The sequence below is a fragment of the Cupriavidus taiwanensis genome, assembly GCF_900250075.1.
Classification (GTDB): domain Bacteria; phylum Pseudomonadota; class Gammaproteobacteria; order Burkholderiales; family Burkholderiaceae; genus Cupriavidus; species Cupriavidus taiwanensis_C.
The window spans coordinates 2,360,499-2,374,022 of sequence record NZ_LT977070.1; the positions used below are offsets into that span (position 1 = coordinate 2,360,499).

General features: G+C 71.2%; 7 protein-coding genes and 1 other RNA gene. 2 read left to right on the top strand and 6 right to left on the bottom strand.

The window, feature by feature from the left end:
• From CBM2588_RS10920 to CBM2588_RS10930, 3 genes are all read right to left on the bottom strand, one after another.
• The gene (locus CBM2588_RS10920; RefSeq protein ID WP_062800650.1) at positions 1–333 is read right to left on the bottom strand and encodes a YbaB/EbfC family nucleoid-associated protein; all 333 of its coding nucleotides are present in this window, start codon (positions 331–333) and stop codon (positions 1–3) included.
• A 63-nt stretch (positions 334–396) separates the two neighbouring features.
• A complete protein-coding gene (locus tag CBM2588_RS10925) occupies positions 397–2,721 on the bottom strand; it encodes a DNA polymerase III subunit gamma/tau (RefSeq protein WP_115680546.1) in 2,325 nt (774 codons plus the stop codon).
• Positions 2,722–2,840: 119 nt separating this feature from the next.
• Positions 2,841–5,327 carry an adenosylcobalamin-dependent ribonucleoside-diphosphate reductase gene (locus CBM2588_RS10930; protein WP_115680547.1) on the bottom strand — a complete coding sequence of 829 codons (2,487 nt, stop codon included), beginning with the start codon at positions 5,325–5,327 and terminating at the stop codon, positions 2,841–2,843.
• Positions 5,328–5,494: 167 nt separating this feature from the next.
• Here CBM2588_RS10930 and ffs point away from each other — a divergent pair.
• Positions 5,495–5,593, top strand: an RNA gene (ffs, locus tag CBM2588_RS10935) — signal recognition particle sRNA small type.
• A gap of 191 nt (positions 5,594–5,784) precedes the next feature.
• On the opposite strand, the gene CBM2588_RS10940 is transcribed toward ffs, so the two are convergent.
• From CBM2588_RS10940 to CBM2588_RS10950, 3 genes are all read right to left on the bottom strand, one after another.
• Positions 5,785–9,390: a UvrD-helicase domain-containing protein gene (locus CBM2588_RS10940; protein ID WP_115680548.1), complete on the bottom strand. Its 3,606-nt coding sequence runs from the start codon at positions 9,388–9,390 to the stop codon at positions 5,785–5,787.
• Positions 9,387–12,260, bottom strand: coding sequence for a PD-(D/E)XK nuclease family protein (locus CBM2588_RS10945; RefSeq protein WP_115680549.1), 2,874 nt, complete (start codon positions 12,258–12,260; stop codon positions 9,387–9,389). Before CBM2588_RS10945 ends, CBM2588_RS10940 begins: the two co-directional genes overlap by 4 nt.
• Before the next feature lie 150 nt (positions 12,261–12,410).
• A complete protein-coding gene (locus tag CBM2588_RS10950) occupies positions 12,411–12,683 on the bottom strand; it encodes a hypothetical protein (protein ID WP_111517692.1) in 273 nt (90 codons plus the stop codon).
• Positions 12,684–13,148: 465 nt separating this feature from the next.
• Here CBM2588_RS10950 and trxA point away from each other — a divergent pair, with 465 nt between their 5' ends.
• Positions 13,149–13,475 carry a thioredoxin TrxA gene (gene trxA, locus CBM2588_RS10955; RefSeq protein ID WP_029046118.1) on the top strand — a complete coding sequence of 109 codons (327 nt, stop codon included), beginning with the start codon at positions 13,149–13,151 and terminating at the stop codon, positions 13,473–13,475.
• Positions 13,476–13,524: the final 49 nt, after the last annotated feature.

The following is a 13,524-nucleotide window of genomic DNA, read 5'->3' on the forward strand; positions in this document are numbered from 1 at the left end:
TTAGAACGGCAGCTTGAAGCCCGGAGGCAGCGGCAGGCCCGAGGTCATCGAGCCCATCTTTTCCTGCGTGGTGGCCTCGGCCTTGCGCACGGCATCGTTGAAGGCCGCGGCGACCAGGTCTTCCAGCAGGTCCTTGTCCTCGCCCTCGGCCAGCAGGCTGGGGTCGATGGTGACGCGCTTGACGTCGTTCTTGCAGGTCATCACCACCTTGACGAGACCGGCGCCGGACTGGCCCTCGACCTCGATCAGGGCCAGCTGCTCCTGCATCTTCTTCATGTTTTCCTGCATCTGCTGGGCCTGCTTCATCAGCCCGGCGAGTTGACCTTTCATCATGATGGAATGCTCCTGGATTCGGTAAGAGTTCGGTGACGGAAATTCAGTAACGCCAGTCGCCGCTCAGGCGGCGCGCGGCTGGATCGAGCCTGGCACGATCTGGCCGCCGAAGTCGCGCAGCAGCCCCTGCACGAAAGGATCGGCCTCGATCGCGGCCTCGGCCTGGCGCTGGCGTTCGGCACGGGCCTCGGCATCGGCGGCGGCGGCGGTGACCGTGACCCCGCCGACTTCGCAGAGCACGCGCACCGGCTCGCCGAAGTGGTCGGACAGCGCCTGTTGCAACCGGTCGGCGACGCCGTTTTCGCCCAGCGCCGCGACCGGGATGCGCAGATGGAAGGTTCGCCCGACCACCTGCGTCAGCTCGCTCTGGTAAGCCAGTTGCTGCGCCAGGCCCTTCAACGGCAGGCCGGCTGCCAGCACCGGCCATGCGCCGGTGAACACCGGCGGCGTGCCGTCCTCGCCCGCGGCGGGCGGGCGCGGTGCGACGAATTTGGCGGACTCCGCCGGCGGCGACGGCACGGCAGTCCCCTCGCGCGCTGGTTCGGATTCGCGGGCCGGGGCCGATGCCTGGCGGGCGGCGCCGTGGCGCGGCGCGGTGGCGCGCGGTGCGGGATCGCTGAAGCCGTAGTCGTTGTAGCCCGGATCGTTGTCATAGGGCCCGATCACCGGCAGGTCGGGCGGCAATTCCTCCCACGGCGGCACATCGCTGCCACCCGCGACTTCCCACGGCGGCACGGATTCTTGCTGCGGTTTGGCAGCCACGGGGCGTGCCGCGGGCGCTGCCGCCGGTGCGGGCGGCTGCGGCGCCGCCGGCCGCGAAACAGGGGCCGGGGCCGGTGCCGCAGCGGGACGGCTCGCGGCTACGGCCGCGGGGGCGCGCAGCGGTTGTGCTGGCGGCCGCTGTGCAGCGGCCGGCGCGGCGGGCATGGCCGGCGCCGGCGCCTTGCGGGCTCCGCCGCGGGCAGCGGAAGCCTGGCGCGCGGCGGCCAGCGCCGCGGCCGCGGGCGACATGGCGCCGCTTGCCGCGCGCGCCGGCGCGGGTTCGGCCGCGGCAGCCTGCGCCGACGCGGCGGCAGGCCCGGCCACGGGCGCGGGTGGCGCAACCGTGGGCGGCATCGCGGCTGGCGCCGGAGTGGAATCGGTAATGGAGGCAGCGGGAGCAGCCGGCGCAGCGGCGGCAGTCGCCGCCTGGCTTGCCTCGGCCGCTCGCGCCGCGGTCGGCATGCCGGCGCTGCGCGGTCGCGCGGGCGCCGCGCCGCCGCCCTGCCCGGTCGTGGCGGCCGGTTCGGACGACGGCCGGAATGCCAGCATGCGCAGCAGCGTCATGGTAAAGCCGGCGTACTCGTCCGGGGCCAGCGCCAGCTCGCTGCGGCCAAGGTTGGCGATCTGGTAGAACAGCTGCACTTCCTGCGCGTCGAACACGCCGGCCAGGCGCCGCACCTCGTCGGCTTCGGGCCATTCGTCCTGCACCGAAGCGGGCACGGCCTGCGCCAGCGCCACCTTGTGCAGCAGCGAACCCAGGTCCTGCAGCGCGCCGGCAAACGACAGGCTGCGATCGGCCATGGCATCGGCGATCGCCAGCATGGCGGCGCCGTCCTCGGCGGCCAGCGCGTCGAGCAGTTGCACCAGGTAGCCCTGGTCGATCGCGCCCAGCATGCCGCGCACGGCTTCCTCCGACACCTGCCCCGCGCTGTAGGCGATGGCCTGGTCGGTCAGCGACAGCGCATCGCGCATCGAGCCATGCGCGGCCTGGGCCAGCAGCCGCAGCGCGTTGCCGTCGTGGGCAATGCCTTCCTGCGCCAGGATATGGTCCAGGTGCGAGACGATATGTCCCGGCGGCATCTGCTTCAGGTTGAACTGCAGGCAGCGCGACAGCACCGTGACCGGGATCTTCTGCGGATCGGTGGTGGCGAGGATGAACTTGACGTGCCCGGGCGGCTCTTCCAGCGTCTTCAGCATGGCGTTGAAGGCGTGGTTGGTCAGCATGTGCACTTCGTCGATCATGTAGACCTTGAAGCGCCCGGCAGTGGGAGCGTAGACGGCCTTGTCCAGCAACTGGGCCATTTCGTCGACGCCGCGGTTGGACGCGGCGTCCATCTCGATGTAGTCGACGAAGCGGCCGCTGTCGATTTCCTGGCAGGCCTTGCACTGCCCGCACGGCTCGGCGGTGATGCCGCCGCTGCCGTCAGGGCCGGTGCAGTTCAGGGCCTTGGCCAGGATCCGCGACAGCGTGGTCTTGCCGACCCCGCGCGTGCCGGTGAACAGGTAGGCGTGGTGCAGCCGCTGTTGTTCCAGCGCGTGCGTGAGCGCGCGGACCACGTGCTCCTGGCCGACCAGCGTGGTGAAATCCCTGGGGCGCCATTTGCGCGCTAGAACTTGATAACTCATGGCGGCGATTGTAGCAAAAGGCGGCCCCGCTCCGGCCGCCCGGTGGCTGGCCCAGCGTCTTTATCCGGGCCCGGCGCCGGCGGCCCGCGCCGGTGGCCGCCGGCCGCCCGCGGCGCGGTTCAGCCGCATTCGCCGACGTAGCCGCAATTGGCGCATTTGGCGCAGCCGTCGACCTTGTGCAAGGCGTGCGCACCACACTCCGGACAAGGCTTGCCGGTGCCCACGCCGGGCACGCCGGGCGCCGCGCCGGGGGTGCCGGCCAGGTCCTCCCCGGCCGCCAGCGCCAGTCCGCCGCCGTCGCGCTGCGCCAGCCGCGCGGCCAGCGCCGTCACCGGCACCTGGCCGCCGTCGGCATCGAGGAAGCCGCGCTTGATCAGGATGCGCTGCAGCGCATAGCCCAGCGCCGCCACCTCGGAATCATGGAAGCGCGGCACCTCGGTGCCGTCCTGGCGCACCAGCGTGCCGTAGCGCACCGTGCCCTTGTCCCACACCACGTTGCGCATGTCGGCCAGCGCCTTGGCCACCGAACCGCCCGAGCGCGCCACCATCGACAAGAGCCGCATGGTCGAGGTGATCCATTGCTGGCCCTCGCTGCGCTGGCCCGCCGGCATGAAGAACTCCACCGGGCGCTCGATCTCCACCGGCCTGCCTTCCACCACACCGGCGACGCGCATGAAGTTGACGGTCAGGTAGACGGTCTTGTGGCCCTCGTAGGTCAGGTATTCGACCTTGGACGTCACGCCCTCGAGGTCGCCCACCGGCCGGCTGCCGAACGGGCGCACCAGCGGGTTGTCGTCGGCCGCGGGCACGGCCGGCGCGGCGGGCGCCTCGACCGACAGCACCGCGCCCAGCACCGAGTTCGGCCGATACGTCGCCAGCCCCTTCAGACCGGCCTTCCAGGCCTCGAGGTACAGGTTGCGGAAAGCTTCGTACGGATAGTCCTCCGGCACGTTGACGGTCTTGCTGATGCTGGTGTCGATATAGGGCTGCACCGCTTCGAGCATCCGCATATGGTCCAGCGCCGACATCTGCAGCGCGGTGACGAACGCGTCCGGCAGCTGCGCCATGTCGGCCCCCATGTGACGGTAGAGCCGCCAGGCATGGTCCGCCACCTCGAAGCTGCGGTAGCTGTTGTCCGGCATGCGCTTCTTGCGGTTGTAGGTCCACGAGAAGGCCGGTTCGATGCCATTGGACGCATTGTCGGCAAAGGCCAGCGTGATTGTGCCGGTGGGCGCGATCGACAGCAGGTGCGAGTTGCGCAGCCCATGGCGGCCAATGGCCTCGCGCACGGCCTCCGGCAGCCGGCTGGCGAAGCCGCTCTGCAGGTAGGCGCCGGCATCGAACAGGGGAAAGGCACCCTTCTGCACCGCCAGCTCGGTCGAGGCCAGGTAGGCCTCGTCGCGCATCCGTTCCGAGATCCGCGCCGCCAGTTGCCGCGCCGGCTCGGTGTCGTAGCGCAGGCCCAGCATCACCAGCGCGCTGCCCAGCCCCAGGAAGCCCAGGCCGACGCGGCGCTTGGCGTGGGCCTCGGCCTGCTGTTCGGGCAACGGCCAGAAGGTCACGTCGAGCACGTTGTCGAGCATGCGGGTGGCCACGCGCACCACTTCGGCAAAGGCGTCGAAATCGAATTCGGCCTGCGGCGTGAAGGGCTGGCGCACGAAGCGGGTCAGGTTGATCGAGCCCAGGCAGCAGCAGCCATAGGACGGCAGCGGCTGCTCGGCGCAGGGGTTGGTGGCCTCAATGCGCTCGCAGTAATAGAGGTTGTTGTCGGCGTTGATCTGCGACAGGAACAGGATGCCCGGCTCGGCATGGTCATAGGTGGCCTGCATGACCTGGTCCCACAGGTTGCGCGCCGGCACGCGCCGGTACACCCATTGCCCGTCGTCGCGGCGGTACGCGCCGGCGGCGATCATGTCGGCGCCGGGCTCGGCCTCGTGCACCAGCTCGACCTCGGCATCGGCCTGCACCGCCTGCATGAAGTCGTCGGTGACGCCGATGGAGATATTGAAGTTGCTGAGCTCGCCCTTGTCCTTGGCGTGGATAAAGCTCTCGATATCCGGATGGTCGCAGCGCAGCACGCCCATCTGCGCGCCGCGGCGCGCGCCGGCCGATTCCACCGTGGCGCACGAGGCGTCGAACACCTTCATGAACGACACCGGCCCCGACGCGCGCGAATGCGTGGCGCGCACCAGCGCCCCGGCCGGGCGGATCGCCGAAAAGTCATAGCCCACGCCGCCGCCGCGGCGCATGGTTTCCGCGGCCTGCGCCACCGCGGTGTAGATGCTGGGGCGGCCATCGCGCGGCTCCGACACAGAATCCCCCACCGGCTGCACGAAGCAGTTGATCAGCGTGGCCTGGATGCCGGTGCCCGCCGCGGAATTGATTCGTCCGGCCGGCACGAAGCCGTTTTCCTGCGCCCACAGGAAGCGCGCGCTCCAGGCTTCGCGCTGGTCCTCGGGCTCGGCCTGCGCCAGCGCGCGCGCCACGCGCTGCCTGACCTCGGCGATGCTGCGCTCTTCGCCCTTGGCGTATTTCTCGAGCAGGACTTCGGTGGAGATTTCCTGCGGCGCCAGCGCGCCGCGAATGATCTGGTCGTTTGCGTTCATGTATTGGCTCACCACGTGTGCGGGTTGGTGAATGGTCGGGCCAGCGCGGCGCGCATCGCCTGCGCCAGATCAACCCGGCGCCATGGCGCGGGCAATGACCCGCGCCCGCCAAGGGCATTCGATGCAAATTCTGCGCGGACGCGCGCTCTGGGGTACAATGCCGCTCGGACGGGCCTCCTCGCATGGTGGCGCGGTCAACCTGGTCAGGTCGGGAACGAAGCAGCCACAGCCGTTTTCCGCCAGTGCCGAGGGTCAGGCTCGTCCACCTCACACTTCCCTTCCGCAGTACCGCTTCCCGCTTATCCGTCTACGCTACGGCACGCCACGCAGCATCCCGCGCGCCAGCGGCTAGCGGCGCCGTCCCTGTCACTTTAGTACAGCCGGGCCGCCACCGCGCGCGCCATGCGCCCCATTTTGCGCCGATTCCGCTGCCCTTGCCGGCGCGCCGCGCCAGCCTTCAGAACAGCGAACCCTGTTGCGGAACCGGCGGCGCCAGGCGCTCGGCGGGAATCCATTCGCCCTCGGCGGTAGCCACGCCCGCCTCGACGCGCTTGCCCGGGAACATCGGCGCGATCGCCGCCGCGTAGCGGCCCAGTTGCGCGCGATAGGCGGCGTGCTCCTGCGGCAGCAGGCGCAGCTTGTAGTCGACGACGACGACGCGGTCGTCGAATTCCACCAGCCGGTCGATCCGCAGCAGCCGTCCACGCGCGTCGTACAGTTCAACCTCGTTACGCGCGCTGCATGCATCATGCGCCGCCAATAGCGGCGCCAGCGCCGGAGCACGCAGCATTGCGGCCACCGCCGCCAGCGCCTCTTCCACCTGTTGCCGCCAGGCTGACCGTGCCGCGTCGGTGTGCGCGCCGGTCAGCGGGAACCACCGCAACACCGTATCGATCGCGGGCACGCCGGCAAAGGCGTCGGGATAGCGCGTCAGGCGTTCCAGCAGCGCGTGCACCAGTTCGCCATGGCGTGCCGCGGCGGCGTTGAAGACGATGCCGTCGGACTCGCCCTCCCCCTCGGCGTCGTCGTCGGCAAAGCATGCCTGGCGCGGATCCTCGATGGCATCGCGGTAGCGCAGCCGGAAATCGGTGAAGCGCACCGGCTCGCTCAGTCGCGCGGGCAGCAATGCTTGCGCGCCGGCCGCATCGCCCTGGGTGTCCGGATAAGCCGGCACCATTTCGCCGACGCCCGCGGCCTGCAGCCGCACATACCAGCTGCCGGCGATCTCGGCATTGCCGTCGCCCGCACCGGCGCGGCTGGCGCGGCCCTTGACGCCGCTGACCAGCAGGCCCTGCTGCGCGCGCGTCATGGCCACGTACAGCAGGTTCCAGTTCTCGCGCTCGCCCAGCGCCGCCTCGGCCTCGAACAGCGGCGCGCGCGCCAGCCCGCGCTCGCTGCGCTTGCCGTAGGCGGAGAAATGGCGCGGCACCGGCGACGACGGCGGCCAGTCGACCAGGATGCCGCCGCGGTCCGCGGCCGGCTCGCTGTGGTTGGCATCGAGCAGCACCACGAACGGCGCTTCCAGTCCCTTGGCGGCATGCACGGTCAGGATATGGACCGCGTCGAGGCCGGCGCAGGCCGGATCGTCGTCGGCCGGCTCGAGATCTTCGGCGCGCTCGCCCATGCCGCCTTCGTCGGGGCTTTCGCCTTCGTCGCCGCGGCGGATTTCCTGCAGCTCGTCGATAAACTTCGGCAGGCTCGGATAGCGCCCGCCATCGAGGTCGAGCGACAGCTTCAGGAAGGCGTCGAGGTTGGCCAGCACCTGCTCGCGGATATCCGGCGGCGCGGCCTCGGCGTAGCGCCGCCGCACCTCGCCGCCGTGGAAGATCTGGTCGATCAGGTCATGCACCGGCTGGTGCGGCGCGACGCGCAGCCACTGCCGCAGCCGCGGCACGCCCTCGCGCAGCGCGTCGGAAACCTGCGCCGGCAGCCCGGCGGCCTCGATGCGCGCCCACCAGCCGCCCTCGCCCTCCATTTGCGCGAGCGCCAGCAGATCATCGTCGCTCGCGCCCACCAGCGGGCTCTTCAGCACGTGCGCCAGGTCCAGGTCCGACTCGGGCGTCATCAGGAACGCCAGCAGCGCCGACAGGTCCAGCGCCTCGAGCGTGGCCAGCAGGCCGCCGCGGCGCGGGCTCAGGCACGGGATGCCGGCCTCGCGCAGCGCGCGCTCGTAGTCGGCCAGATGGGTCTTGCGGCGCACCAGCAGGTGCATGTCGCTCCAGCGCGCGGGCCGCTGCGTGTTGCCTTCGTGCACCGGCACGGTATCGCGCACCAGCCGCAGCCACGCCGCCACGCGCCGCCCTTCTTCCAGCCGCAGCGAATCGCCGGCCTGCCGGCGCGGCTGCAGCAGCGTGTCGCGATGCGCGCCGGCGGCTTGCGCCGGTTCGTCGTCCGCATCCTCCGCGGCGCTTTCACTGGCGTCATCGGGCTCCACCAGCGGCAACAGCCACACCGGCCCGCCGCAGCCGCCCAGCGCCGTGGTCTGGGTCGAGTACAGCGGATAGCGGCCCTCGGCGCGCGCGCTGTCGAACACGGCGTTGACCCAGTCCAGCACTTCGGCGCGATTGCGCCGGGTCCGGTTGGTGCGCAGCACGGTGGCGCCGAACGCATCGCGCAGCATCTCGCCGGCGGCGCCGAACAGCCTGGCATCGGCGCGGCGGAAACGGTAGATCGACTGCTTGGGATCGCCCACCAGGAACACCGTCGGGCGCTCGCCCAGCCCCGCATAGCCGGCCAGCCAGCCTTGCAGGATGCGCCATTGCAGCGGGTTGGTGTCCTGGAACTCGTCGAGCAGCAGGTGGCGATAGCGCGCATCGAGCCGCACCTGCAGGTAGGTGGCGGTTTCCTCGTCCGACATCAGCCGCGCGGCCTGCCATTCGAGGTCGGCGAAATCCATCGCGCGCTGCTCGTCCTTGTGCTGCTGGTAGCGCGTCAGCAGCGCATCGCCGATGCGGAACAGGGCCTGGTTGATCGCCAGCACCGCGGCTTCGCAGCAGCGCGCGCTGATGTCGTCGAGCATCGCGCAGATCGCGGCATGCTCGTCCAGCAGCGCATCGACCATGCCCTCACCGCCCGCGGCCTTGGCCAGTGCCGCGGTGCGCCGCAGCGCGCGCGGCCCGCCCGTGGTGGTGAAGAACGCCGCGCGCAGTTGCGCGAACACGCGTTCGGCGGGCTTGCCGGGCGCGGCGCCGGCCTCGCGCCAGGCGGCGATCGCCATCAGCGCCTCGGTGATGCGGCCGGCGTGGGTCTGCTCGCTCTTGCCGGCCGCGCCCAGGCGCGCCGCCAGCGCTTCGCAGGCATCGCGCCAGCCTTCGTCGGCCAGCGCCTGCAGCAACACGTCGCCTTGCGCGTCCTCGCCCAGGCAGTCGGACAGCGCCTGCAGCGGGTCGCCGCCCTCCTGCATCGCCCACCATTCGCTGCGGGCGTGGAACATCGCGTCGAGCAGCGCGCGCGCCTGGAAGTCGCCCACGGTATCGACCAGCGTTTCCCACGCGGCGCGCAGCTCGGCGTAGGGCGGCGTGGCCAGCGCGCGCCACACCGGCGCCCAGGCTTCGCGCTTCATGCGCAGCGCATCCTCGCGCAGCGCCGCGCCCGGCACGATGCCCGACGCCAGCGGCGCGCCGCGCAGCAGCGTGCCGAACCAGCCGTGGAAGGTATCGATCGCCATGCGCCCCGGCGCCGCCAGCACCTGCGCATGCAGCCGGCGCGCGCGCGGCAGCGCCTCGCGCGCGGCTTCGGCCGAAAGGCCGCGCTGCACCAGCGCGGCGATCACGTCGTCATCGCTGTCGCGCGACAGCTGCGCCAGCACCTCGAGCAGGCGGTCGCGCATTTCTTCGGCGGCCTTGCGCGTAAAGGTGATCGCCAGGATCTCGTGCGGCGCGGCGCCAGCCAGCAGCAGTCGCACCAGCCGCGCCACCAGCAGCCAGGTCTTGCCGCTGCCGGCGCAGGCTTCGACCACCACCGAACGCGCCGGATCGCAGGCCGCGCGCGTGAATTCCGCTTCGGAAACCGGCGCGCCATCGCGCTGGTAAGGCTGTACCTCGTGCAGATCGTGAGGCGTCATGATGTCAGCGCCGGCACGGCGGTGGAGTCCCAGAAACCCTTGCGGCACAGGCCGCGGGCGGTGCAATAGACGCAGGCCGAGGCATCGCCGAAGGCCGGCAGCCTGGCCCCCTGGCGCAGGCGCATCACGTCGTCGCGCATCTGTCGTTCCAGCCAGGTGACCGCGGCCTCGAAGTCCGGCAGGCCGACCTCGCGCTGCGCCGCCGGCGCGCCCTCGCGCGCACCCTCGAGCGAGACCCAGCTGCCCGCCGCGGCATCGGCGCGCAGCAGGCCGTAGAACGGCAGCTGGCAGTCTTCCTCGACCTCGGCCAGCTTGCGCTTCAGGCGCGTGGCGCTCTGGGTCTTGTAGTCGAGCACGGCATGCGCGCCGCCGGGACCCTGGTCGAGCCGGTCGATGCGCCCGGTCAGGCGCAGCGGCTGGCCGTCCGGCATCGGCAGGTCGATGCCGGCGTCGAGCTCGCCGCCGCGCCAGAACCAGCCCTCGGCCTCGCGCGCGGACTGCCACGCGACATACGACGGCAATACCTCGCGCCAGCGCCGGTAGTAGGCAATGGCGTTGCCGTCCTCGGCCATCAGCGCGCCGAAGACCTCGTCGGAGATCTCGCCCAGGCGCGCCAGGCGCTGCGCTTCGGACAGTGTCTCGCCGCGCTCGCGCCGCGCCTGCAGCTCCTTGTGGTAGGTCAGCAGCACGCGGTGCAGGGTCTCGCCGATGTCGCGCTTCTCCAGCTCGTCGCTGACCGCTTCCAGCCCGGCCAGGCCCAGCATGCGGCCGGCGAAGAACTGGTAGGGACAGCGCCGCAGCGCGTTGTACGCCTGCGCGCTCCAGCGCACCGGCACCAGCGCGGGCTCGGCCGCCGGGGCCGGCATGCCGCGCACATCGGCGAAGGACTCATGTGCCTGCGGCGCGGCGGCGCCTTCGATGCTGACCCCGGCGCGCGCGCAGCACGCCGCCAGCCGCTCGATCCAGCCCGACACGTGGTGCGGCTCGCCGCGGCTGCCGTAGCGCTGCCAGGTCAGCACCACGTCGTCGTTGTTCAGCAGCACCTCGGCCAGGTCGCGCGCCTGCTGCGCAAAGCGCGCCTCGCGGTCTTCCAGGTCCAGCTCGCGCCGCATCTGGTTGGAAAAGAACATCAGCTCGGCGGCGCTGGACGGCAGCTGGGCATCGTCGCAGCCGACGATCACCACGCCCTCGAAGCGCCGCATGCGCGCGCCGTTCAGCGGCAGGATGGTGATGCGCGCCGACCCGCTGGCGGACGGCTCCTTGTAGGCGACGGATTCCAGCAGCGCCGACAGCATCGCGCGGAACTCGCCCTGCGACAGCGTGGCATGGCCGCCGGTCTCGTCGCGCGGCAGCTCCTGCAGGCGCGCCAGTGCATCAAGCAACTGGCTGCCGGCATCATCCGCGGCCAGCGCGGCGCGCATGCCGAGGCCATCGAGCATGCCGTCGAGCCGCTCGAGCCAGGTCGCCAGCGGATGCTGGGCGAAACCGCGCGGCCAGCGCGCGGCCTCGTCGGCAAGCACGGCGATCAGCGCATGGGCCGCGCGGCGCGGCGCCTGCTCGGCATCCTCGTCGTCAGCGGCGGCCTGCTGCGGGTCGGCCGGCGCGTGCGCGAACCTCTGGCGCAGCCGCGCCCAGCCGCCGGTAATGCCCTCGCGCCGCACCTGGCGCTCGAGCAGCGCGATGGCCGCGCCGCGCGCGGCCACATCGGGCAGGCAGAACGGGCTCTTGAGCAGGTCCAGCAGCGCCGCGGTATCGCCATCGCGCACCAGCAGGTCGAACCAGCGCATCAGCGCGGCGGCGGCGCGCGTGGTGGAGAGCTTCCAGCCGGTCTCGTCGCGCACCGGCGCGCCGGCGCGGGCCAGCAGCGCGCGCGCGCGGCGCGCCACCACGCGGTCGTGCGCGACCAGCGCCACCTGGCGGCGACCCTCGTTGAGCCATTGCACCAGCTGCGCGGCCGCGGCGGCGGCTTCGTCCTCGAAGCGGGCACAGCCGACCACGCGCACCGACGGGCGCTGCGGCGGCAGCACGGGCATCGCCGGCGAGGTCGCGTGGAGCGCGGGCTCATCGTCGCCGGCGATCCTGGCTTCCGGCCACAATGCCAGCAGCGCGTCGTACCAACCGGCCTCGCCTTGATCCTGCCCGCTCCAGTCATAGCCCACCTGCAGCACCGGCACCAGTTCGCCTGCATCGCGCAGGAACGCGGCCTCCAGCGGCGTGGGCGGGGTCGGCGCAATCCAGACCACCGGACCGCGCAGCTGCTGCGACAGTTCGCGCAGCGCGCGGCGCTTCGCCGGCAGCGGATCGTCGGGCCCGGACAGCGCCTGCCAGAAGGCCAGCACGATGCGCGCTTCTTCGCCCAGGAAACGTTCCGACAGATGCGCATAGGTCCGCGCCAGTGCGCCCTGCAGCAGGTCCGCGCGATCGTCGCCGTCGACCTCGTCGTCGTCGCGGATGGCGGCGTCTTCGAGCCAGCGCGCGCTGAGTTCGTCGCAGATCGCCAGCAGTGTCTGCGACAAGCCCCAGGCCGCGGTTTCGTTTTGCGCGCCGAAGGCGCGGCGCAGCCAGTCCTGGCCGCGCACCGCCTGCTGCACGGCGAGCAGGCGCGCAGCCGGGCTGCGCACCGGCGCGCCCTCGGGCGGCAGGTCGAGCAGCCAGTGGCCCAGCGTCAGCACGCGCGGCAACAGCCGCGGCCGCCCGGCCGCACGCGCTGCGGCGTCCAGCGCCTGGCGCACGCCCGGAATCTGCGCGGCGGTCGGCACGACTACGTGCGCGCCCGCCTCGGACACACCGCAGCGGTCGAGGAAATACCAGGCAGCCGTGGCCGCCTGCTCGAGAAAATCGGGGCCGGGGCGAAAGCTAAGCGACGTCATGGGCCGTCATGGAGGCGTTGGCCGCAAAGGCTGCGGGAACGGCGTCGATCGGAAATGTATCGGGAAGCAATGAAGGACAACAAAGGCGCGGCGCCGCCAGCCGGCGCGTCCGGCGGCGCGGCACCACGGTATGGGAGCAGCCCCGCCGCTTCAGTCAGAACCGCCTTCCAGGCGGGCGCGGATTTCGCGCGCGGTTTCGAGCAGGCCTTCGTAGCCGGAGCGCGCGTGCTCGGGCAGGTCGGGGTCGCCCACCAGCGTGCCGAGCGTTTCGATGATGCTGTAGACCAGCCCGCGCGCGGCGCCGCTGGCGATGCTGTTGGTCTCCACGGCGCTGCTGAGATGGTCCAGCGCATCGCTCAGGTGGTCGACGTCCGGCGCCTGGCCGGGCTCGGACTGCGAAGGCTTGCGGGGATCGGTGTTCATGTCGATGACCTAGTCAGGGGGCGCAGGTGCATGGATGGCGCCGCGGGTCGCCCGGCGGGCGTCGTGCGGACCGCTTCTATTCTACGCGCACGCCGCACGCATCCGGCACCCCGGCGCGCGCAAGTGCATTGCATGGCACCCGCCCCGGGTGGGGCTTGGCGATTGGGCAAATCTCTCGCCGCCATTGAAAATAAGCATTTCAATGAATTAAACCTTTGCACCAGAATGACGGCATTGTTTGCGGCCCCTTTTGCCCGGCTGCCGCAGTTTGCCGGATGTGCCGGAGGCCGGTCTTGAAAATCGGCAAACTGGTAACATATCGGCAGCACCGGGCGCGGCAGCGGCCTCCACCGCTTGCTTCAGGCGTAAAGAGGCGGCCCGACGGGTCCGCGCAATCTCGTGTAAGGTAACGGTTCGGCCGTCCAGCCTTCAACATAAACAGAGCGAAACCAGAGGTTTTCCGCCATGAGCGAACAAATCAAGTATGTGAGCGACGCCTCGTTCGACGCTGACGTCCTCCAGTCCGACAAGCCCGTCCTGCTCGATTTCTGGGCGGAATGGTGCGGCCCCTGCAAGATGATCGCGCCGATTCTGGACGAAGTCGCCAAGGACTACGGCGACAAGCTGCAGGTCGCCAAGATCAATGTCGATGAAAACCAGCAGGTGCCGGCCAAGTTCGGCATCCGCGGCATCCCGACGCTGATCCTGTTCAAGAACGGCGCGGTCGCGGCCCAGAAGGTCGGCGCGCTGTCCAAGTCGCAACTGACTGCCTTCCTCGACGGCAACCTGTAAGCTGCGCGCCGGGACCCGACCTGCGGTCCCGGTTTCGTCACGATCCGAC

Excerpts from the sequence above, each read along its gene's own strand:
- CBM2588_RS10920 (WP_062800650.1), bottom strand. The coding sequence starts at position 333 with ATGATGAAAGGTCAACTCGCCGGGCTGATGAAGCAGGCCCAGCAGATG.
- CBM2588_RS10925 (WP_115680546.1), bottom strand. The coding sequence starts at position 2,721 with ATGAGTTATCAAGTTCTAGCGCGCAAATGGCGCCCCAGGGATTTCACC.
- CBM2588_RS10930 (WP_115680547.1), bottom strand. The coding sequence starts at position 5,327 with ATGAACGCAAACGACCAGATCATTCGCGGCGCGCTGGCGCCGCAGGAA.
- CBM2588_RS10940 (WP_115680548.1), bottom strand. The coding sequence starts at position 9,390 with ATGACGCCTCACGATCTGCACGAGGTACAGCCTTACCAGCGCGATGGC.
- CBM2588_RS10945 (WP_115680549.1), bottom strand. The coding sequence starts at position 12,260 with ATGACGTCGCTTAGCTTTCGCCCCGGCCCCGATTTTCTCGAGCAGGCG.
- CBM2588_RS10950 (WP_111517692.1), bottom strand. The coding sequence starts at position 12,683 with ATGAACACCGATCCCCGCAAGCCTTCGCAGTCCGAGCCCGGCCAGGCG.
- trxA (WP_029046118.1), top strand. The coding sequence starts at position 13,149 with ATGAGCGAACAAATCAAGTATGTGAGCGACGCCTCGTTCGACGCTGAC.